The sequence below is a fragment of the Cryobacterium sp. Hb1 genome (assembly GCF_004403585.1).
Lineage (GTDB): Bacteria > Actinomycetota > Actinomycetes > Actinomycetales > Microbacteriaceae > Cryobacterium > Cryobacterium lyxosi.
The window spans coordinates 162267-184055 of sequence record NZ_SOHI01000007.1; the positions used below are offsets into that span (position 1 = coordinate 162267).

The following is a 21789-nucleotide window of genomic DNA, read 5'->3' on the forward strand; positions in this document are numbered from 1 at the left end:
CCGGTTCCTCGCCTAACTCCGGGCGGGCACCCGCGTGAGCGCTGCGTAGGCTCGCTCGGCCCCGGATTGCCGGGTCAACGACAGCGCGAGCGCGTCGAGGCGGGCGCGCGGGTCAGCGCTAAGGCGCAGCATCCGCTCGCAGGCGGCCCGGAGGTCGAGAACCGTAGCGGTATTGGGCGGCAACGAGATGCCGAAGCCCGCGTCATCGAGAGCGGCCGCGCCGGCGAACTGGTCGGTCGAGAACGGCAGCACAACGAGCGGAACTCCGGCCGTCATCGCCTCGGTGACCGAATTGTTGCCGCCGTGGGTGACGGCGAGCACGGCCTGTTGCAGCAGGCGCACCTGCGGCAGGAACGCGCGCACCAGCCAGGCGGCGGGCAAGGCCCCCAACTCGGTGGGGTCGGTCGCCCCGGCGGCGATGGCGACCCGCACCGGAAGGCCGTCGAGGGCGGCGACGACGCGAGCGAGCACGTCACCACGCACCGAGAGGAAACTTCCGAAACTGACGTAGACAACGGGCAGCGAATCGGCGGCCAGCCAGGCCTCGACCTCGGGGTCGACGGGCTCGGAGCGCACGGCAGACCCGAGGAACACGTGGGGCGGCAGCTGCCTCGTTCGCGCCGGCGTGTGCAATTCGGCCGGGTAATTGAGCAATAACATGTCGCCCGATTCCTGAAAGGCGTCCCGGCTTGGCTCGGCGTGCGGGTCGAGCTCGTGCAGGGCGGTGTTCCATTGGGCCGTGAAGGTGTCGCGCACGGTCGCGCACTGCCCATGGAGCAGGGCCAGTTCCGAGGCTGCGGGCGAGAACACGGCGGGCCAGGCCGGCGGGTAACCGTAGACTTCGGCGGCTACGGGCAGTGCAGACGGATGCCCCAGTACGACATCCGCGTGCGCGACGCCGGCACTGAGCAAGCCCAGCCGTGCGCTGAAGGCCAGGTGGTCGACGATGACCTGGTCTGGCTGCACCCGGGCGACGATGCGCTGCACCTCGCGAGCGATGACGACCGGGTTGTAGAGCAGATCGCTGCTGCGTGCCTCGGCCTGAAATCGCAACGTGTCGACCATCCCTCGGCGGGTCGCGTCGAAAAATCCCCGCAGGGCGTCGTCTTCGCCGGCGGGCTGCTGCTCGGCCCGGATCGTGCCGGGGTTGGAGCCGCGGCCCAGTTGGAGATGCTCCCGTTCGAACCCGAACGCGGTCACGATGTCGGCCGTGGCCGGCCCGCTCGCGACCACGACGCGTTCGCCGGCCTGCGCCCAGGCAACGCCGAGCGTTGCGAGTGGGTATAGGTGCGAGGCGTAGTCCGGGCTGATGATCAGCAGGGTCACGAAACGCTCAGTTCCCAGGCGACCGGCTCGGTCGCCACGGCGACGCCGCGGTAGACCTCACCGAGTGCCGACGCCATCGCTTCGATCGTGAACTTGTTCGCGACCATGCTGCGGGCGCGTGCCGCATTGGCGCCACCCTGTGCGCCGCCAGCGAGGTCCAAAGCCGTCGCAATGGAGCGAGCGAGAGCGACGCCGTCACCGGTTTCGACGAGAATGCCCGTCACTCCGTGCTCGATGTAAGTGGCCGGTCCGCCTCCATTCGGCGCGACCACCGTGAGTCCGGTGGCCATCGCCTCGAGCAGAGCGATTCCGAATTCCTCTTTCATACTCGCGCAGACGTACACCCCGAACGGTGCCGCCAGGCCCGGGCGGCCGTAACGCACGGCGGCCAGCCACCGAGCGACGGTGTCATTGGGGCGATGACCGGCCAGCAGCAGGCCCCGGCCAGCCAGATCGGCCAGGTCGCCGCCGGGCAAAATGTGGGTCATGCGCTGCAACTCGATGCCTTCATCACACGACGGATGCTCCAGGTCGCCTCCCACAATCAGCAGATTGCAGCGAGCTCGCAGTTCGGCGTCAGCATTCCACGCCTCGACCAAGCTGGCCATACCCTTCACGCGGTGCAGCCGACCGACGCTGATCAGCAATGGCAGGCCTCGCCGAGCGGTCGGAAGCGTCCCGAGCAGGTTGTCGAGCTGGGTGAAAGCCACCGCCGCCGGTTCCGCCGCTGCTCGGGTATGCGCATCGGCAGAAACGAGCAGACTTCCGCCGGTCAGTCCGAGAGACCCGAGCGCATCCGTGCGGGAGCGGTCGATCACCGCGAGATCGATTCCCTCGGGAATGACCGAGTGCCGTTCCGGGTGCGCGTCAATGTCGATTCCCGTCAGACGTTCCATATCTTGTTGCAGTCGCGGTCGCGGAAACAGCACGGTGTGAGCGGCATCCGCCGCGAGCCGCTGCACGAGGCGAGCGCGAAACCAGAAGTGCTCGACGGCATCGACGTTGCCGAAGTTGGCCCGGGTGAGCGCGCCACTCGCGTCGAGGGAGTCGATCACGCCGTGCGGGTCTGGCGCGACGGTGAAGACGACCGGAATGTCCAGGTCCCGCGCCACCGTTGCAGCGGCGAGGCTGCCGACGTCGGCCATGCGCAGGTGAAGCGCATCGACCGCACCAGCCGAGCGGAGGATGCGCCGAATGCCGCGCTGCGCGGCAACCCGCCGAGGCCACGCATCGATCGAGGGTACCGCGCCGCCAACGAATGGAATCGCCGCGAATGAGTGCCCGCGCCGGGTCTTCCCGATATTGGCCAGGCCGCTCAGCGCCGACTCGTGCGTGCCACGCGACATGGTGATGACCCGTTCTACCGATTCCGTTTCTTTCGCGCGGCCAGTGGTGAAACGGCTGCCGACGAAAGGCGCACGAAGAGCGGATGCGGCGGCGCTCTGCGTTTCGCCGCCCGGCCGGCCGGTGGGCCGGGCAACGAGGGCGTCACCGAGCCGGACCAGCAGGGTCGCGATGCCGCCGTTGTCGCCGACGCCCACCGTGGAGAGTTCACCGTCGATGTCGGCGTGGAGGAACAGCTGGGCGATCGTGGTGCCTCGGTTCCATTTCGGCCGCGGCGCACTCGTCGCCGTGAGATCAAACAGTGCCAGCCGGGCTACAGCTGCGAGTTCGATCTCGTCGCCGGACGCGGCGTTGTCTTGCGCGAGAACGTTGAGCAACCCGAGCACGGCTTCGCTCGGGGATCGATCGCCGAGGCCGGCAATTGCGGCGGTACGAGCATCCAGGCTCTCGGCGCTGTCGGTGGCCACCCGACGCAGCAGCCGTTCGGGAACGCGGCCGGGAATCAGGCCGATGGTCTCGATGAGGCGGGCGCGGGCATCCGTTTCAAAGATGCCGAGCAGCGAACCCTCCAGCAGCAGGGCCACTTGGTCCGCAGCCGAAGAACCCCACTGTTCCAGGGTGCGCTGAGCGAGCATACCGGAAAAGCCACCCTGCCGAACCAGGGTGACCAGGCCGGCGATCGCGTCGTAGCGCGGCAGCCGGGCGCCAAAGGCCCAGGCGGCATGCTCGCGCAGAAATGCGGAGTCGTGGTAGAGGAGGGCCACCAGCACCTCATCAGCGGAGTCGTCGAAGACCTGGGCGAGGGCGTGAACGGCGGCGATAGCGGTGAGCTGGTCGCTCAAATCGGTCGCGGCCTGGGCGAGCAGTCGCACAGCGCGGGCGCCCCCATCGCGGCTGGCAGCCACGGTGAGGTCGTCGGCGCGTCGAATTCCCTCGAGCAGCGTTGCGGCGGATCGTTGATCGTCGAGTGCGGTGTGGGTAGCCATCGGCTGCTCCTTGTCGTGAAACTCCGCGGATCAATCGTGGCGATTGGGGGTTGCCACGAGTGAACATGGTGAATTTCGGTACTTCCGGTTCAAAAAACATCGAGGATCCCGAACACGAAGGCGCACGAATCAGGTATAGCTAGCTAGGCTAGCAACTTCCCCACTCGCCATCATTGCATGAATGAGAGCAGCAGGGCTGACAGAGTGCCCCAATCGGCGTCGAGCGCTCGATACGCAAAAAAGAGCCACGCCCCAGTGACTGGGGCGTGGCTCTATGTGTTTACGTCTGCAAATGTCGGGTTTATCCGAACAGCGCTGTTACCTTCGCGAGTGTCTGAGAAATGCCGAAGGCCAGCGGGATTCCCACCAGCGCCCAGGCCAGGATGACTTTTAGGACCTTCATGCGTGCGCCTTCTTTGCTTGTGCACCGACGAGCGGCTTTTCGGGTTCGTGAAAGTCGGTGTGGACCGGTCGCACGAACAGGTTCGCCACAAAACCGACAACGAGCAGCCCGACCATGGTGAGCAGGGCCGGCTGATAGGCCGCTGCCGTCAACGCACCCGGAGCTCCCTGAGCATCCAGGAACGAGTTCACGATGAGCGGACCGGCAATACCGGCCGCCGACCAGGCCGTCAGCAGCCGGCCATGGATGGCCCCCACCTGAAAGGTTCCGAACAGGTCCCGCAGGTAGGCCGGAGCGGTAGCGAAACCGCCACCGTAAAACGAAATGATGATGAAGGCCAGAACAACGTAGAGCGCTGTCGTGCTTGACCCGACGAGGGCCAGCAGCACGTACAACACCGTGCCAACGCCGAGGTAGACCATGTAGATGTTCTTGCGTCCGGTCTTGTCCGACGTAGCCGACCAGGCGAATCGTCCGCCCATGTTGGCGAGCGACAACAGGCCCACAAAACCTCCGGCAACGGCCGCCGAGACCAACGAGTTGCCGTCGCTCTGCCGGAAGAAGTCCTGGATCATCGGTGCGGCCTGCTCGAGAATGCCGATACCGGCCGTGACGTTGCAGAACAAGACGACCCAAAGTAGCCAGAATTGACGCGTTCGAATGGCGTTCTTGGCTGAAACATGGTTGCTCGTGACGAGGGCCTTGACCCGTACCTTGGACGCATCGAATCCGGCCGGTACCCAATCAGCAGCTGGAACCTTGATCGTGAAAGCGCCGAACATCATGTAGGCGAGATAGATCACCGCGAGGGTGAGAAAAAGCTTGCCCACGGAATCGCCGCTCGCCACCCAGTTCGCTGCCCCGGAGTTGGGGTCATAGAAGCCGAGTAGCGCCGTCGACACCGGGCTGGCGATGAGGGCGCCGCCTCCAAAGCCCATGATGGCCATGCCGGTGGCGAGGCCCGGGCGGTCCGGGAACCACTTGATGAGCGTCGAAACGGGCGATATGTAGCCGATGCCGAGCCCGATGCCGCCGATGAAGCCGTAGCCGACGTAGACCAGCCACAGCTGGTTCGAAAAGATTCCGAGCGAACCGATGAGGAATCCGCCCGACCAGAACAGAGCCGCGACGAACATGGCCTTGCGCGGCCCGTTGGTGTCGACCCAGGTACCCATGATGGCCGCCGACAGGCCGAGCATCACGATGGCGATCGAGAAGATCACCCCGACCTGCACCAGGCTGGCGTCGAAGTGCGCCACGAGTGCCGTCTTGTACACACTCGTGGCGTAGGCCTGACCGATACACAGGTGTACGGCCAGTGCAGCGGGCGGAATCAGCCAACGGTTGAATCCTGGTGGGGCGATGGTGCGGTCTCGGTCGAGCCAGCTCATGGAGGTATCCTTGCTGCCGGTATGGCGATAGCGACTCTGCTGTGCGTTTCGGCTGTCCACGATGGCCGTGGACGTACTCCGCAAACGGATAGATTGAATAGTCTGCGGAGTAAATCCTAGACGATTCACCGTGCAAATTTCGTCCCCAAATTCATACCCATTTCATATTTCGGGGGAATTCCCCTTTGCGGCAAGGCAGGATAGGTATATGACACGTTCAGCTCCCATCGAAGACATCAACGAAGATAATCTCGTTGTCACCGCCCCCAAGACCCACGCGGCGGGTGTCGGAGCCGTAGTGGTGGCGCTCGATCGAGGTATCGCCCAGGCTGGTGTCATGCGCACCGCGCGGTCACTGCTGCGCCTGAATCAGCGCGACGGCACCGACTGCCCCGGATGCGCGTGGCCGGAATCTCAGGGACATCGCAAGACCGCGGAGTTCTGCGAAAACGGCGCGAAGGCCGTTGCTGAAGAGAGCACGCTGCGCACGGTGACGCCCGAGTTCTGGGCAGAGCATTCCATCGCCGAGCTGGCTACGAAAACCGAGTATTGGCTCGGAAACCAGGGCCGCATCACACACCCCGTCGTCATTCGCCCGGGCGACACGCACTACTCGCAGATCTCCTGGGATGATGCATTCGAGCTCATCGGTGAGCAGATTCGCGCCACCGTGCCCGACCGCACCGTCTTCTACACGTCCGGCCGCACCGCCAACGAGTCAGCATTCATGTACCAATTGTTCGCACGGTCCATCGGCACCAATAACCTGCCGGACTGCTCCAATATGTGCCACGAGTCGTCGGGCTCAGCGCTGAACCCCACGATCGGCATCGGCAAGGGTACGGTCTCGCTCGAAGACATCCACCGGGCTGAACTCATTTTGGTGGTCGGCCAGAACCCGGGTACCAACCACCCGCGCATGCTGTCGGCTTTGGCCGAATGCAAGGACAACGGCGGCAAGATTGTGGCCGTCAATCCGCTGCCCGAAGCCGGACTCTTCAACTTCATGGACCCGCAGACCCCGAAGGGCGTCGTCGGCAAGGGCACCAACCTGGCCGATGAATTTCTGCAGATCAAGGTCGGGGGCGATCTGGCCCTGTTCCAGGCGCTCGGCCACCTGCTGCTCGAAGAAGAAGCGCGCGTGCCGGGGTCGGTCATCGACCATGAGTTCGTTGCCGCGAACACCGACGGAATCGAGGCCTATCGAGCAGCCCGATCGGTGATCGACTGGGCCGAGACGAAGAAGGCCACCGGCCTGGACCGTGCCGCAATCGAGACCGTGGCGCAGCTGCTCATCGCGAGCAAAGCCACCATCATCTGCTGGGCGCTCGGACTGACCCAGCAGCCACACTCGGTGAACACCCTCAAGGAAATCATCAACCTGCTGCTCCTGCAGGGCAACTTCGGCAAGCCTGGCGCCGGCGCGTGCCCGGTGCGCGGCCACTCCAACGTGCAGGGCGACCGCACCATGGGTGTGTGGGAGAAGCCGAAGGAGCCCATGCTCGCCGCCCTCGACGCCGAGTTCGGCATCGTGTCCCCGCGGGAACACGGCCTCGACTCCGTCGATACGGTGGATGCCTTCGTGCACGACCGCGTCGACGTGTTCGTCTCCATGGGCGGCAACTTCGCCCTGGCCTGCTCCGACACCGACCTGCTGGAGAAGGCCATGCAGCGCGTCGGTCTCACCGTGCACGTCTCCACCAAGCCCAATCGCTCGCACGTCATGCACGGTTTGACCTCGCTCATTCTTCCGACCCTCGGTCGTACGGATACCGATGACAAGCATCCGTCTGGCCGTCAGGTGCTCTCGGTGGAAGACTCGATGTCGGTCGTTCGCACCACCCAGGGACGCCTCGAGCCGGTGTCGGAACACCTGCTCGCCGAACCGGTGATCATCGCCCGCATGGCCCACGCCACGCTCGGCGACGACCACGCGGTCGATTGGAAGGCGATGGCGGATGACTACGACATCGTTCGTGACCACATCTCCCGCGTCGTGCCCGGCTTCGCCGATTTCAACGTTCGGCTCAAGACCAAGAACGGCTTCGTGCTGCCCAACCCCCCGCGCGATACACGCAGCTTTGCCACCGACATTGGTCTGGCCCGATTCACGGTGAGCCCGATCGAGTATTTGTCGGCGCCAGAGGGCCACTTGATCTTGCAGACCATCCGCAGCCACGACCAGTACAACACCACGTTCTACGGGCTCGACGACCGCTACCGCGGCATCAAGAACGGTCGTCGCGTCATCCTCATCCACGAAGACGACGTCACCGAGCTGGGCTTCGCCGACCGCGATATGGTCGACGTGATCAGCACCTTCCAGGGCGTTGAGCGCCGAGCCGACACGTTCCGCCTCGTGGTCTATCCGACACCGCGCGGCTGCGCGGCAGCGTACTTCCCGGAGGCGAACGCGCTCATGCACCGCGAGCTCGTGGCCCGTGAATCGAACACCCCCGGTTACAAGGCCATGACCGTGCGCTTCGTTCCAGCCGGCGCCGCCGCCTAGCTGTACCCGGCGGCCTGATCATCACGCTGTGCGTCGATGATCCGGTCGCCGCCACCGCCTAGCCGGGGCCGGGCGGCCCGATCATCACGCTGTGCGTCGATGATCCGGTCGCCGCCGCCTAGCCCGCCGGGTCAGGCGGCCTGCTCGTCACGCTGTGCGTCGATGATCCGGTCGCCGCCGGCGTAGACGACCATGGAGTTGCCGCGGAGAAAACCGACCAGGGTCATGCCGACCTCGGCGGCGAACTCCGCGGCGAGTGACGACGGCGCCGAGACTGCCGCGAGCACCGGAATGCCCGCCATCAGGGCTTTCTGGGTGAGTTCGAAGCTCGCCCTGCTCGACACCATGAGAACCGTGCCGGTCAGCGGCAGCCTGTTCTCCTTGACTGCCCAGCCGATGACCTTGTCGACGGCGTTGTGCCGGCCGACATCTTCGCGCAGCACCAGGAGTTCGCCGGTGGCGGCATCGAACAGTCCGGCAGCGTGGATGCCGCCGGTCTTCTCGAACACGTTCTGCCCGGCGCGCAGCTTGTCAGGAAAAGTCGTGAGCGATTCGGCAGTCACGTGCACCGCGTCATCCGCTATCTCGAAGACTGATTTGGTGCGCACGGCATCGATGCTCTCCTTGCCGCACAGGCCACAGGAGCTGTTGGTGATGAGGGAGCGCTCCAGGCTGGGTGCCGGTGGCGCGACACCGGCACCCAGGGTGACGTCGAGCACGTTATAGGTGTTGACTCCGTCGATCGCCCCGGCGCAGTAGCGGGCCGAATTGAAATCGTCCCCCTGTGTGATGACGCCCTCCGAGACCAGAAACCCAGCCGCAAGGTCGATATCGTTGCCCGGGGTGCGCATCGTGACGGCGAGGCGGCGGCCGTTCACTCGAATTTCCAGGGGTTCTTCAACCGCCAACAGGTCCTCGCCAGCCAGAGGCTGGGCACCGACGGTGATTCGGGTAATTTTGCGTCGCGCGGTAATTCTGCTCATTCTTAAAGTCTCCCACGCTGGTGCTGTAACCGCACTCCAGCGCTGTTGATTAACCGCCGATGTAGGACATTTCGATTTTCTTGGCACCGGATGCTCGTAACTCACTGGTCTTCGCGCTCCGCAGCTGCGAATAGCGGTCAGTGCGCTCCCGCCAGAGGTGTGCCATGACGGTGGACAGTTCGGCGTCGGAGCAGCCGCCGCGCATGAGTGCCCGCAGATCGTGGCCCTCGGTGGCAAACAGACAGGTGAACAGTTTGCCGTCGGTGGAGACGCGGGCGCGGGAGCAGGACTGGCAGAACGACTGGGTCACGCTCGAGATGACGCCGATCTCGCCGCCGCCGTCCTGGTAGCGCCAGCGCCTTGAGGTTTCGCCGCTATAGTTCGGGGCGATTTCTTCGAGCGGCAGCTCGGCATGGATGCGCGCGATGACGTCCTTCGACGGCACGACCGCGCCCATCTCCCAGCCGTTGCTGGTGCCGACGTCCATGAATTCGATAAACCGTAAAATGTAGGGGGTGTCCTTGAAGTGGCGGGCCATGGCCACAATGTCCTGATCGTTCTTGCCGCGCTGCACCACCATGTTGACCTTGATCGGGCCGAGCCCGACCGCTTCGGCCACGTCGATGCCGTGCAGTACCTTCGCAACGGGAAATTTCACGTCGTTCATGGTGCGAAAAGTGGTGTCGTCGAGCGAGTCGAGCGACACGGTGACTCGTTTCAGTCCGGCGTCCTTGAGCGCCTGCGCCTTGACAGCGAGCGCCGACCCGTTCGTGGTGAGCGCGATGTCAATCTCACGGCCGTCGGGAGTGCGCAGCTCGGCTAGCTGGGAGATGAGATCTTCGAGCCCCTTGCGCAGCAGCGGCTCTCCGCCGGTCAGTCGGATCTTCTCAACGCCGTGGGCGACGGCTATGCGCGCGAGCCGGGTCAGCTCCTCAAAGCTGAGGAGTTCGTCGTGCTCCATGAACGCGAAGTCGCGACCAAAAATCTCTTTGGGCATGCAGTACACACAGCGAAAGTTACAGCGGTCGGTCACGCTCAGGCGCAGGTCATGCAACGGCCGGTTCATCCGGTCGGTCACGGTCCCTGTGGGCGTTTCGAGGTTCAACGGAATGTCCGCGCGTTCTCGATAGAAGCGCGGAGCTGATTGTGCAAAGTCGGCGCCGGTCATACTTCCAGCCTAACCCCGCGCCCCGCACGGGGATGCCCAGAACACCGGTTCTGAGCGGATGCTGATCAATTCCGATACAGGGATGGCCCGCCCGGGAGAATCCCCGGGCGGGCCATCCGCTTACCTGCTACTAGCCCTTGACGTAGCCATTGGGGTTTAGCACGTACTTCGTCGCCGCGCCGGCGTCGAATTCGGCATAGCCACGCGGAGCATCTTCGAGGCTGATCGCCTGGGCATTGACGGCTTTGGCGATGTGTACCTTGTCGTACAGGATCGCCATCATCAGCTGGCGGTTGTACTTCATCACCGGGCACTGGCCGGTGGTGAACGACAGCGATTTGGCCCAGCCGAGTCCCAAACGAATCGACAGCGAGCCCACCTGGGCGGCCTTTTCCTTGGCCCCCGGGTCACCCGTGACGTAGAGGCCCGGAATGCCGAGGGCACCGCCGGCCGCTGTAACCGTCATGAGTGAGTTGAGCACGGTGGCCGGAGCCTCGTGGTCGGCGTCCTTACCGTGGCCACGCGCTTCAAAGCCCACCGCGTCGACGCCGGCGTCAACCTCTGGCACACCGAGGATCTGTTCGATCTGCTCTCCCGGCTCGCCTTTGCTGAGATCGATGGTCTCGCAGCCGAAGCTGCGGGCCTGCGCGAGGCGCTCTGCGTTCATGTCACCGACGATGACGACGGCCGCGCCCAGCAGCTGCGCCGAGACGGCGGCCGCGAGGCCCACCGGGCCGGCACCGGCCACGTAGACGGTCGATCCGATTCCGGCACCGGCAGTATAGGCCCCGTGGAATCCGGTCGGGAAGATGTCGGACAGCATGGTGAGGTCCATGATCTTCTCGAGTGCCTGGTCCCGATCGGGAAACTTCAGCAGGTTCCAGTCGGCGTAGGGAACCAGAACGTACTCGGCCTGGCCTCCCACCCAACCGCCCATGTCGACGTAGCCGTATGCACTACCCGGACGGTCCGGGTTGACGTTGAGGCAGATGCCGGTCTTGCGTTCCTTGCAGTTGCGACAGCGACCACAGCTGATGTTGAACGGTACCGACACGATGTCGCCGACCTTGATGAATTCGACGTCGGGGCCGGTTTCGACCACTTCACCGGTGATTTCGTGACCCAGCACCAGGTTCGCCGGTGCGGTCGTGCGGCCACGCACCATGTGCTGATCGGAGCCGCAAATATTGGTGGTCACTGTTCTGAGAATGACGCCGTGCGGCACCTTCCGGCCGATGTTGGCCGGGTTGACCCCCGGTCCATCTTTGAGTTCGAACGTGGGGTAGTCGATGTCAATGACCTCGACGACTCCAGCACTTTTGTAGGCAACTGCTCTGTTCCCCGTCATGAATTACCTTCCTCGTTTTTCTTCGCGGAGCAGGCCAGACGACCTTCTCCACACTGGGTGAGCGCTGCCATTTCTGACAGCAGCCCCTTTACTTCACCACGAATCTCAGAAATTACAATCAGCAAACTCCCAGTTCGTGACCCCCGTTCTGGCTACAGGAACGGCCAGCACGGGGAACGACTCAGGGCTTCCAGACCTGCACGACGGATGGCCGCGGCCCGGCCCACGCGCCAGCCGGAGCGGTCGCCCCCAGCGCAACATAGTCCGGGAATCGGCTGGACTGGGCGGCCCAGCTGCCGTCCTCCCCTGGATGCTGCACGGCGACATAAACCATCGACTGCTCCGAGCGGATGACCGGTCCGCAGGTCTCCGCCTGCCGCGGCACCGCGAGGAACTGTTGCACCCGCCCGCGCTCGGGTCCGACGAGCGGAACCTTGAACAGTCCGTCGCAGAATCCGATCGTGCTCGGTGCGCCGTCGGTGGAGATCCACAGGTTGCCTTCGGTGTCGAAGGCCACGTTGTCTGGGCATGATATCGGCGACACCTTGTCGCTCGGGAAACCGGCGAAGTAGGTGCTCGTGTTGGTCTTCGGGTCGCCGCAGACCAGCAGCAGGTTCCAGTCGAAGGTCACCGAGGTGGCATCGGATCCGGTTTCAGTGATCTCCACGATGTGACCGTCGCGGTTGATCGCCCGCGGGTTGGCCTCGGTGGCACCCTCCTTGCCGAGCCGGCCGCGATCGCTGTTGTTGGTGCAGGCGACATAGATCTTGCCGGTCACCGGGCTCGGCTCGACGTCTTCGCAGCGGTCCATTTTGGTGGCGCCGACGGCATCCGCGACCAGGCGGGTGTTCACGAGCGCATCATCCGTGGTGAAGCCGGGAACCTGGCAGACGCCGTCGATGACGAGCGCCACCCACTGGCCGGTGCCGTCGAATTGCCCGTCGGCGGGCAGCTGGCCGGTGCCGGTGATCTCGGCGGCTGGCGAGTTGCCCGCAAACCGGGCCACGTATAGGGATCCCCTGGTGAGCAGGGACTTGTTGTGGGTGCGCGCCTTCGGGCTCTTCTTCTTGTCGAAGCGGTCATGAGAGACGAACTTGTAGAGGTAGTCGAAGCGTTCGTCGTCGCCCATGTAGGCGGCGACATGGCCGGTCTTTCCAACGATCACGTTGGCGCCCTCGTGCTTGAACCGGCCGAGTGCAGTGTGCTTGACCGGGGGCTCGTTCGGTGCTTCCGGGTCGATCTCCACGATCCAGCCGAATCGGTTGGGCTCGTTCTCGTTTCCGGCGACGGTGGCATCAAAGCGGTCGTCGATCTGCTCCCAGAGCCGACCGGTGGGGCGGTTGGCCAGGCCGTAGCGGGCATCAGCTGTGCTGGTGCCGTTCGTGCGGAAGTATCCGTTGAAATTCTCCTCGCCGGAGAGCACTGTGCCCCAGGGGGTGGTGCCACCGGCGCAGTTGCCGAGGGTGCCGAGCACGGTGCGGCCGGTGGGGTCGCCCTTCGTCTTCAGCAGATCACTGCCGGCGGCCGGACCGGTGACGGTGAACGGCGTACTCGCGGTGATGCGCCGGTTGAGGCGGTCACCCACCCGGTAGGTCCAGGGCTGCCCGGCGCGCTTTCGTTCGAGGGCGACCACGGACATGCCGTGGGCCATCATGGCAATACGACGCTGCTCATCTGCCTCGGCCGGTGTCGTGGCGGGGGCGAACATGATGTTCTCGTTGGTGTATTCGTGGTTGGTGACGAGGATGCCGTCCCGCCCTTTGCGCCCCGGACCCTCGAGGATGTCGAGGTAGTCGTTGTTGTAGCCGAACTGGAGCGCCTGCGAGGCGGCCGTCTGGTGTTCTGGGTCAAACCGATCAGTGGCGGCGAACAACGGATCTCCCCAGCGGATGATGGGGTTCCAGGAATAGCCGGCGGGCACCGAGAAGGCGTCGACTGCGGCCGGAACGGGCGCGATCGGTGTGAATGCGAGGCCACGGCTGACCGGACCGCCGGATGCCGCCAGCGCGGGTACCGACTGGCCCGACCCGAGTACGATCGCCGCAGCACCGACGCCCACACCCACGAGCAGGGAACGGCGGCTCAGTGCAGCGCCGACGATGTCACGAAAGTAGTCGTTCTTGCTCTCGTTGGGTACCGGGTGGAAGCAGGCGTCAGCGCACTTGAGGTGGCAGGTGACTGCGCTGCGCTTGCCGAGCGTGTGCCCCTCCATGGGCAGCAGCGGCAGCAACGGCCGATCACGATCGGTCGTGTGCTGACGGGGGCCGGTGGATTCACGATTCAACATGCGAGCGCTCCTCATGGTTAGGGTGAGCCCCGAGCTGGGGGCGAGTCTACCCTCCCGCCGCGCGGTGTCTCAAGGGTTAACCGAACATGAACGCTCGGTGTCGCCGGGCAAACAAATCTACGGTCACACAGGCCTACGGTCACACAGGCCTACGGTCACACAGGCCTACGGTCACACAGGCCTACAGAACGATGAGGCCGATCACCCAAACGGCGGCAAAACCGGCGACACCCTGAATTGCCGTGGCCGGGGTGAGCGTGCGGTACGCGGTCGCTACTGGAATGCGGCTGAGCTGCGACACCACCCAGAAGAAGCTGTCGTTGGCGTGCGATACCACCATGGCGCCGGCGCCGATCGCGAGCACTGAAAGCACCTTGCCCAAGTCAGAATCAAGGCCGAGTGCCGGCAGCAGGGGCAACAGCAACACCGAGGTGGTCACCATCGCTACCGTAGATGAGCCCTGAGCAGTCTTGAGCGCGGCCGAGATCAGGAACGGCACAGCGAGCCCGAGCCCGAGGGTCGACAGGGAGCTGCCGAGGAAGTCGGTGAGGTCGGAGGCGGCGAGAACGGCTCCGAAGGCAGCACCGGAGGCCGTGATCAGCAGGATGGGTGCCGAGATGCGAATGCCCTCTGTGACGCGTTCGCCGAACATGTCGAGCTTGCCTTTGCCCCGCAGTAGAAACAGAGAGGCGAGCAAGCCGACGGCCAGGGCGATGACGGGCGTGCCGAGAAAGACGACGGCTATGTACAGGCCGGACTCGCCGAACGGTAGACCGGGAAGCTTGGCGATCGAGGCGATGCAGATCAGCAGGATCGGCGCGAGAATCGGCAAAAAGGCCATGAACGCGTTGGGCAGTTTGCCATAGGACGCGCGAATCTTGTCGTAGTCCTGCTCATCTTCTTCGCCGGCCACTTCCGGCATGAGCTCGATGTTCTTTTTCAGGAACCGGTTCGCCCAGAGCAGCCCGGCCACCGCAGAAACCGCAGCGGCGATCAGGCCGAATCCGATGATCAGTCCGAGCTGGTCGATGACGTTGAGATTGCCGGCGGCGGCGAGCGGTCCGGGGGTCGGCGGCACGAACACGTGGGTGGCGTACAGGCCGGTCATCAGCGCGATCGTCATCGCCACCAGCGACACCTTGGCGCGGGCGGCGAGCGATTTCTTGAGCGAATTTAGAATGACGAAGCCGGAGTCACAGAACACCGGGATCGACACGATGAAGCCGATGACGCTCATGGTGAGGGTCGGGAACCGGGTGCCCAGCACTCGAATGAGGGCTTCGGCCATGGCGATGGCGGCGCCGGTGCGCTCGAGGATCACCCCGATGATGGTGCCGAACAGAATGATCAGACCGATGTTGCCCAGAGTGGCGCCGAAGGCCGTCGTGATGGTCGGGGCGATCGTGTCGACCGGCAACCCGAATGCGAAACCACCGACTAAGGCGGCGGCGAGCAAGGCGAGAAAGGGATTGATCTTCAGCTTCGCGGTGGCGAAGACGATGGCGGCGACGAGAGTCACCAGGATGGCAATGCTCAACATTGAGACGATCTTTCTATTTCTGGGTGGAGCGGCAACTAGTGGGACTGAAGAAAGAGGGCGACGGCCTGCGCCGTCGTGTCGCGCACACGTTCGGCCGCGTGGTGCTGCAGGTCGTCGAGGGTCGCCGGTCCCCCGGCGATCGAGAAGGCGGCGGTGACCCCGGATGCTGCGGTGTCGGCCGCAGGCAATGACACCCGTCCCGCGATGACGACGACCGGGCATCCTGCCGGGGCCAGACGAGCGACAGCCACGGCTACCTTGCCGCCGAGGGATTGGGAGTCGAAGCTGCCTTCACCGGTGAGCACGAGGTCGGCGTTGGCGATTTTGTCGGCGAGGCCGACGGCATCCGCTACCAGGGTGGAGCCGGGAACCAGCTCGGCGCGAAGCAACGGCACCAGAGTGGCCGGCATACCGCCGGCCGCTCCCGCACCGGGCCGGTCGGTCATGTCCTCGCCGGTTTCGTCCAGAACGATGGCGGCGAGGTGGGCCAGACCGGCGTCGAGCTCGGCAATGTCACTCGGCGCGGCACCCTTTTGCGGGCCGAACACCGCGGCGGCGCCGGTCGGGCCGCAGAGCGGATTGTTCACGTCGACGGCGACACGCCAGCGCACGGCGCGGGCGTGCGGGTGTAGTCCGGCGAGGTCGATCGACTCGATCTGCGCCAGGCCGGCCCCGCCGGGAGCGACGATTTCGCCGGCCGCATCGAGGAAGCGTGCGCCGAGCGCGGCGAGCAAGCCGGTTCCACCGTCGGTGCTGGCCGAGCCGCCGATGCAGAGCAGAATCTCCTCGACATTTTGGTCGAGCAATTCCCAGGCGAGCAGACCGACGCCGAAGGTGTCGGCGCGCTGGGGCTGGGGTGCGGTATCCGCTACCAGCGGCAAACCATTGGACTCGGCTGCCTCGATCAGGCCGACCCGGCCATTAGCTGACCGGGCATAGCGGGCCAGTCGGCTGCGGCCCAGCGCATCGACGGTGGGCATGGTGCGGGGTTCGACGCCCCAGACAGCGGCGATGGCATCGAGGGTCCCCTCACCGCCGTCCGCCATCGGACAGAGCGTGATCCGGGCCTGCGGTTGACCGAGGGCGATGGCGGCGTCGCGGGCCCCATCGGCCATGGCGGCGGTGGCGGCGGAGGCGCTGAGGCTTCCCTTGAACGAATCCGGCGCGATGACTATTGTGAGCGGCTTCAATGCCGGGCGACCGTTCATTGGTTCAGGCTAGGTCACAATCGCGCACATATTCAGGTGGAGTGAACCCATATTTTTCGCTGAGTTTCGAGACGATTACTGTGCACCGTACACATAGAGGGCGTCCTCGGCCGCCAGTGCGACCCGCATCGAGACGGCGGAACTGAAATGCCGCATGTTGAGGGTCGTGAGCACTTCGATGCGGTCGAGTCGCTGCACGACGGTATTGCGGTGCACGCCGAGCGCTCGCGCAGCGCCGGCGATCGACAGTTCGTTGCCGAGAAATACCCGGGCGGTTTCGCGCAAGGTGGCACTGAGCGGGGCGAGTACCGACGCGGCGAGGTCGTCGATCATGGCGTCGGGCAGGCCGGCGATCGCAAGTTCGAGCCCCAGTGAGTCGAGCCGAATCTCGGGGCTGGCCCGCGTGGTGAATGGGACGAGCAGTCCGGGCCGGGCCAGCAGCGTGCCGAGGCGCTCCGCGTCACCGGTGAGTTGCGGCATCGTCGCGCCGACCCGCCCGGTCAGAAACCACAGGGGCTGCGCGCGGGACTGTTGCAGGCGTTGCCGGAGCAGGGACAGGCCGATCGCCGTCGACGATCCGCTCAGCACCCAGACGGCACCGTTGATATCGGCGGCCACCACCCCGGAGAGCTCGCGCAGCTGGCGCAGCAGCGACACCGACGAGTTCGCGCCGGGCGCGGTGTTGAAGACTCCGGTCAGGTTCCACGGCGGCTGCAGGGGTACGTCGATGCCCCGCAATCCCGATATCAGGCGGCTTTCGGTGAGTTTGCCCAGCGACAAAGTCGAGAGGATGTCCCGGGTCGCCGATTCTCGCCACGACGCGTTGTCGCGCAGTCGTTCCTGGGTGAGCAGCATGTGAACGGTCAGCACGAGCACCTGCGCGACCGGCAGAACCTCTGCGGGGGTTCCGGTGACCCCCACGACCGCGACGACGTAGCCGTCGAGGATCAGCGGAATGTTCACGCCCGGCCGGGTGCCTTGGTGTTCGTCACCGGGGGCGATGTGTACCGCTTCGCCGCGGAACGCCGCCTCCCGGGCTCCATCATGCCGGGTGCCGATGCGGGAGGCGTCCATCGAGCCAATGATCATGCCGGTCGCATCCATGATGTTCACGTTGTGCACCAGGCTCGGCGCAAGTTGTTCGACCAGACGCTGGGCGAGCTCCCTGGTGATCTGCGCTGTGCTGGGTGAGCTGCCGTTCGGTGTTACTTCGATCATCTGGCCATCGTAGATCGCGAGCGTCAGCTGGGCCGCCGGCAATCGCCCATGGCGCATGTCGGTGGGGTGACATACACTTTTATCTAGAAGAAATATTCGATAGTGATTGTTTTCAACGAGATTTTGTTCGAACTCATTGTGGGTTTTTTTAACCATCGCTCATCAGGTTTTTACCATTATCACCCGTCACGAGCCTAGGGAGCCTACCTTGCCCCAAATTATTGATGCACCGGTCGACGTTGAGTTGTCCCCCGACGGCGACCCGCGCGCATTCATCTGGAATCGGTTCGAACACACCGTCATCGGACAACCGCAGGCGGTGTTCAAACGTACCCGGTGGTGGGAAGACGAGGGGACCCCTACCCGCATCGACACCGAGCTGTGGCGGCTCGACGCCTGTCGCGGCGGCGAAGAGCAGCACCGCTACGACCTGCGCCGCGGCATTGACGGGTCTTGGACCCTAGCATTGGACTGGGGATGAGCAACGCACCGGCGACGAGCTTCGCGCACCTACACGTCGCGAGCGCCTACTCGACCCATTACGGGGTTACGCTTCCCGAAGCCCTGGCCGAACAGGCAGCCGCGCAGGGCGCGAATTTTCTGGCCGTCACCGACCGTGACGGACTCTACGGCGCCGTCAAACACGTGCGAGCCTGCGTAGCAGTGGGTATCCGCCCCGGGCTCGGCGCCGAACTCGCCGTGCACGACGAGGAGTATCGCCCGCTCGGTCGAGTGGTCGTGCTCGCCCACGGCCACACCAACGGTCGCGGGTACGCCGCGCTCTGCCGGGCGGTCAGCTCCGCCCACGACGGTGGTGCCGGTCAACGCTCCGCGCTCACGCCCGGCAGTACCGGACCGAGCATTTCGCGCGATCGCCTGGCCGACCTGGCCGGCCTCGCCTCGCTCACCGTGCTGCTCGGCCCCGACTCCGACGTCGGTCTCGCCATCGCCCGCCGCGACAATGCGGATGCCGCGGCGCGGCTCACCCACTGGCAATGGGCCCTGCCCGCCCAGGCCGTCGTACTCGAAATCGTCTGTCACCTGGCCGAAAGCGGCACCGTCGGCAGCGTGACGCCGGCCACGCGCATGCTCGCCCTCGCCGAGAACGCCGGGCTCCCCGCCGTGCTCAGCAATGCCGTGCGATACGGCACGCCCGGCGAGGCAGTCACCGCCGATCTCGCCGATGCCGCACGCTTTCTGCTGCCGCTTGCCGAACTCGAAACTCCCCAAACCAACGGCCAGGCCTGGCTCAAACCGGCCAAAGCGATGCGCCAGGTGGCCCGCATGGTCGTCGATGCCGGCCTGCACGATGACGGGGCGCTCGAACGGCTACTGCGTGACACCGAGCAGGTCGCCGACCGGTGCAGCCTCGACCCGGTTCTCGATATCGGGCTGGGGCGCCCGCGCATGCCGGAGGCGCGCATCATCGGCGTCACCGGCGACCCGGTCACCGAACTCTGGCGGCGCGCCACAAGCGGCATCGCCGACCTGTACTCGGCGAGTGGCTCCCGCGCGGTCGAAGCGGCCCACGCCCAGCTCGCCCACGAGATGAAAACGGTCGAACACTTAGGCTTTGCCAGCTACTTTCTGACCGTGTCACGGGTGGCCGACATTATTCGCGGGATGGGTATCCGCATTCAGGCGCGCGGCTCGGGGGTCGGCTCGGTGCTCAACTACGCGCTGCGCACCTCCTCGGTCGAACCCATCGGCAACGGGCTGCTCTGGGAGCGTTTTCTCTCCCCCGAACGCCAGACGCTGCCCGATATCGACATCGACGTCGAGTCGGCCAGGCGCCACGACATCTACCGTGAAGTGTTTCGTGCCTTCGGCAGCGACCGGGTCTCGCTCATGTCGATGACCAACGCCTACCGCGGCCGTGGCGCCGTGCGCGACGCCGGTCTCGCCCTCGGCCTGCCCGATGCCCAGATCAACGTGATCGCCAAGCAGATGTGGCGATTCAACGCCCGCGACTTTCGCCGCGCCCTCGAAGAGAAGCCCGAACTCGAAGCCCTCGCCGCCGAGGTGCGTGAGTCGCAACAGCTCGACCTGCTCGTCGACCTCACCGCCAAACTCGACCGGCTCCCCCGACACATCTCGGTGCACCCCTGCGGCGTGATCCTCTCCGACGCGAGCTTGCTCGACCGCACCCCGGTGCAGGCGAGCGGCATGGGCCTGCCGATGTCGCAGTACGACAAACACGACATGGACCCGATGGGGCTGATCAAACTCGACATTCTCGGCGTGCGCATGCAGTCAGCGATGGCGCATGCCGTTGAAGAGCATCACCGACTCACCGGCGAGAGTATCGACCTTGACCGGGTGCCACTCGACGACCCGAAAACCTTCGAGCTCATTCGGTCCACGCGCACGCTCGGTATTTTTCAGATCGAATCGCCAGGTCAGATGGAGCTGGTCGGCAAGCTGCAACCGGAGGTGTTCAACGACCTCACTGTTGAGATCTCGCTGTTTCGGCCCGGCCCGATGAAAAACAACATGCCGCTGAAATATCTGCAGGCCCGACACGGCGAGGTCGACCCCGACTACATTCACCCCCGGTTCGAGCCGATTTTGCGCGAAACCAACGGCGTTGTCATCTTTCACGAGCAGGTGATGCGGCTGTTCGACGAGCTCACCGGCTGCGGCCTGGGCAAAGCGGATGTCTTTCGCCGGCACCTGGGTAAACCCGAGCGACTCCCCGAGATCGAAGAGTACGTGCGCGAACGGGCGCTTGCGCGCGGGTTCAGCGTTGCCGTCATCGACCAGGTCTGGACGGTGTTGGCCGGGTTTGGCAGCTTCGGCTTCGCCAAAGCGCACGGCGCAGCCTTCGCCTTGCCCACCTACCAGTCTGCCTGGCTGAAAACCCATCACCCGGCCGCTTTCCTGGCCGGGCTACTCACCCACGATCCCGGCATGTGGCCCAAAGACCTCATCGTCGCCGAGGCCCGGGTGCTCGGGGTGCCGGTACTCCCCCTCGACGTGCAGTCGAGTGCGCTGGACTACCGGGTGGAGGATCTCGCCGACGGAAGCCAGGGCATCCGTCTGGCGCTGCCCGAACTGGTCGGTAGCACGGAGACGGAGCGGGAGCGCATTGCGCAGCACCAGCCGTTTAGCTCACTGCAGGACTTTCGTGACCGGGTGCACCCTAGGCGGCGCACCTTCGAAGCACTCGCCCGAGTGGGCGCCCTCGACACGTTCATCGGCTACGACCGGGCCCGGCGGCACGAACTGCTCGCGCACATTCAATCGCTGCGCGGCACCGCCGTGGTCATTCGCGCCGACCAGCTAGCGTTCGAGGTGGAGCTGCCGGTGCCGCAGTACTCGGGTGATCGCGCCGGCGCCATCACCTCACTCGAACTGCGCGGCCGCACCCAGACCGATCTAGAGCTGCAGGACCTGAACCTGGCCGTCGGATCACACCAGATGAAACGCTTTCACGCCCTGTTCAGGGAGTTGGGGGTGACCCCGGCGAGCGAGCTCGGTAACCTGCCCGGCGGCACCGAGGTTCTGCTTGCCGGGGTTCGGCGGGCCACGAACACGCCTCCGATGCGCGGCGGCCGCCGCGTGGTGTTCATCAGCCTCGACGATGGCACCGGCCCGGTCTCCAACGTCGTGTTCTTTCACGACGCGCAGGAGCGGGTCGGCGGGCACGTGTTCCAGACCAATTACATGCTGGTGCGCGGTCGCACCCGGCGCTCCGGTGCGCGCGGCGTCTCGGTGACCGGGGAGAATTTGTGGGACCTGTTCGATGTGGCCCGCCAGGTGAAGGAGCGGCACGCCGTTGAACGGGTGGCTGCCGAGGAAGCGGCCAGCGCAGCGGCCTACGCGGCCGAACTCGCCGCGCAGCCGGCGGCTGAGCTGTCATCGCGCCCCGGCGGCACCCTGCACCATCTCAATGCGGCGCAGAGCGCGTGAGGCGGCGCCAACGGCACACCCACTACTGGGCGGTGCTAACGGGCACACCACTCTTGAGCGGCGCTACTGGTCCGGCGTGATGGGAGCGGCACCCGGCGGCGCAGGCGCTGCTGGCGGAGCTGCCGGTGGCGCTGCCGGCGGCGCAGGCGCGACCGGCGGCGCTGCC

13 protein-coding genes are annotated in these 21789 nt (G+C 65.3%); 3 read left to right on the forward strand and 10 right to left on the reverse strand.

Annotation, left to right across the window (positions count from 1 at the left end):
• Positions 1-12: 12 nt before the first annotated feature.
• From E3T38_RS01870 to E3T38_RS01880, 3 genes are all read right to left on the reverse strand, one after another.
• Complete coding sequence (locus E3T38_RS01870; protein ID WP_134545735.1) at positions 13-1326, reverse strand: nucleotide disphospho-sugar-binding domain-containing protein; 1314 nt, start codon at positions 1324-1326, stop codon at positions 13-15.
• Positions 1323-3656 carry a glycosyltransferase gene (locus E3T38_RS01875; protein ID WP_134545736.1) on the reverse strand — a complete coding sequence of 778 codons (2334 nt, stop codon included), beginning with the start codon at positions 3654-3656 and terminating at the stop codon, positions 1323-1325. The genes E3T38_RS01870 and E3T38_RS01875 overlap by 4 nt, the downstream gene beginning before the upstream one ends.
• A 399-nt stretch (positions 3657-4055) precedes the next feature.
• Positions 4056-5450: an OFA family MFS transporter gene (locus E3T38_RS01880; RefSeq protein WP_104128491.1), complete on the reverse strand. Its 1395-nt coding sequence runs from the start codon at positions 5448-5450 to the stop codon at positions 4056-4058.
• 208 nt (positions 5451-5658) lie between these two features.
• On the opposite strand from E3T38_RS01880, the gene E3T38_RS01885 reads away from it, so the two are divergent.
• Entirely contained in the window at positions 5659-7959 is a 2301-nt protein-coding gene (locus E3T38_RS01885) for an FdhF/YdeP family oxidoreductase (protein WP_134545737.1), read from the forward strand.
• A gap of 131 nt (positions 7960-8090) precedes the next feature.
• Here E3T38_RS01885 and fdhD read toward each other — a convergent pair whose 3' ends face one another.
• From fdhD to E3T38_RS01920, 7 genes are all read right to left on the reverse strand, one after another.
• Entirely contained in the window at positions 8091-8942 is an 852-nt protein-coding gene (gene fdhD / locus E3T38_RS01890; RefSeq protein WP_134545738.1) for a formate dehydrogenase accessory sulfurtransferase FdhD, read from the reverse strand.
• Between the two features lie 49 nt (positions 8943-8991).
• On the reverse strand, positions 8992-10008 hold the full coding sequence (gene moaA, locus E3T38_RS01895; protein ID WP_233200530.1) for a GTP 3',8-cyclase MoaA: 1017 nt from the start codon (positions 10006-10008) through the stop codon (positions 8992-8994).
• 232 nt (positions 10009-10240) lie between these two features.
• Positions 10241-11458: a formaldehyde dehydrogenase, glutathione-independent gene (gene fdhA / locus E3T38_RS01900; protein WP_104195786.1), complete on the reverse strand. Its 1218-nt coding sequence runs from the start codon at positions 11456-11458 to the stop codon at positions 10241-10243.
• A 181-nt stretch (positions 11459-11639) separates the two neighbouring features.
• Positions 11640-13670 carry a PhoX family phosphatase gene (locus E3T38_RS01905; RefSeq protein WP_370448972.1) on the reverse strand — a complete coding sequence of 677 codons (2031 nt, stop codon included), beginning with the start codon at positions 13668-13670 and terminating at the stop codon, positions 11640-11642.
• 256 nt (positions 13671-13926) lie between these two features.
• Complete coding sequence (locus E3T38_RS01910; RefSeq protein ID WP_134545740.1) at positions 13927-15285, reverse strand: GntP family permease; 1359 nt, start codon at positions 15283-15285, stop codon at positions 13927-13929.
• A 35-nt stretch (positions 15286-15320) separates the two neighbouring features.
• Complete coding sequence (locus E3T38_RS01915) at positions 15321-16493, reverse strand: glycerate kinase (RefSeq protein WP_134545741.1); 1173 nt, start codon at positions 16491-16493, stop codon at positions 15321-15323.
• 75 nt (positions 16494-16568) lie between these two features.
• Positions 16569-17711 carry a sugar diacid recognition domain-containing protein gene (locus E3T38_RS01920; RefSeq protein WP_166805381.1) on the reverse strand — a complete coding sequence of 381 codons (1143 nt, stop codon included), beginning with the start codon at positions 17709-17711 and terminating at the stop codon, positions 16569-16571.
• Positions 17712-17919: 208 nt separating this feature from the next.
• Here E3T38_RS01920 and E3T38_RS01925 point away from each other — a divergent pair, with 208 nt between their 5' ends.
• Positions 17920-18192, forward strand: coding sequence for a hypothetical protein (locus E3T38_RS01925; RefSeq protein ID WP_134545743.1), 273 nt, complete (start codon positions 17920-17922; stop codon positions 18190-18192).
• Positions 18189-21623, forward strand: coding sequence for a DNA polymerase III subunit alpha (dnaE, locus tag E3T38_RS01930; RefSeq protein WP_134545744.1), 3435 nt, complete (start codon positions 18189-18191; stop codon positions 21621-21623). The genes E3T38_RS01925 and dnaE overlap by 4 nt, the downstream gene beginning before the upstream one ends.
• Positions 21624-21789: the final 166 nt, after the last annotated feature.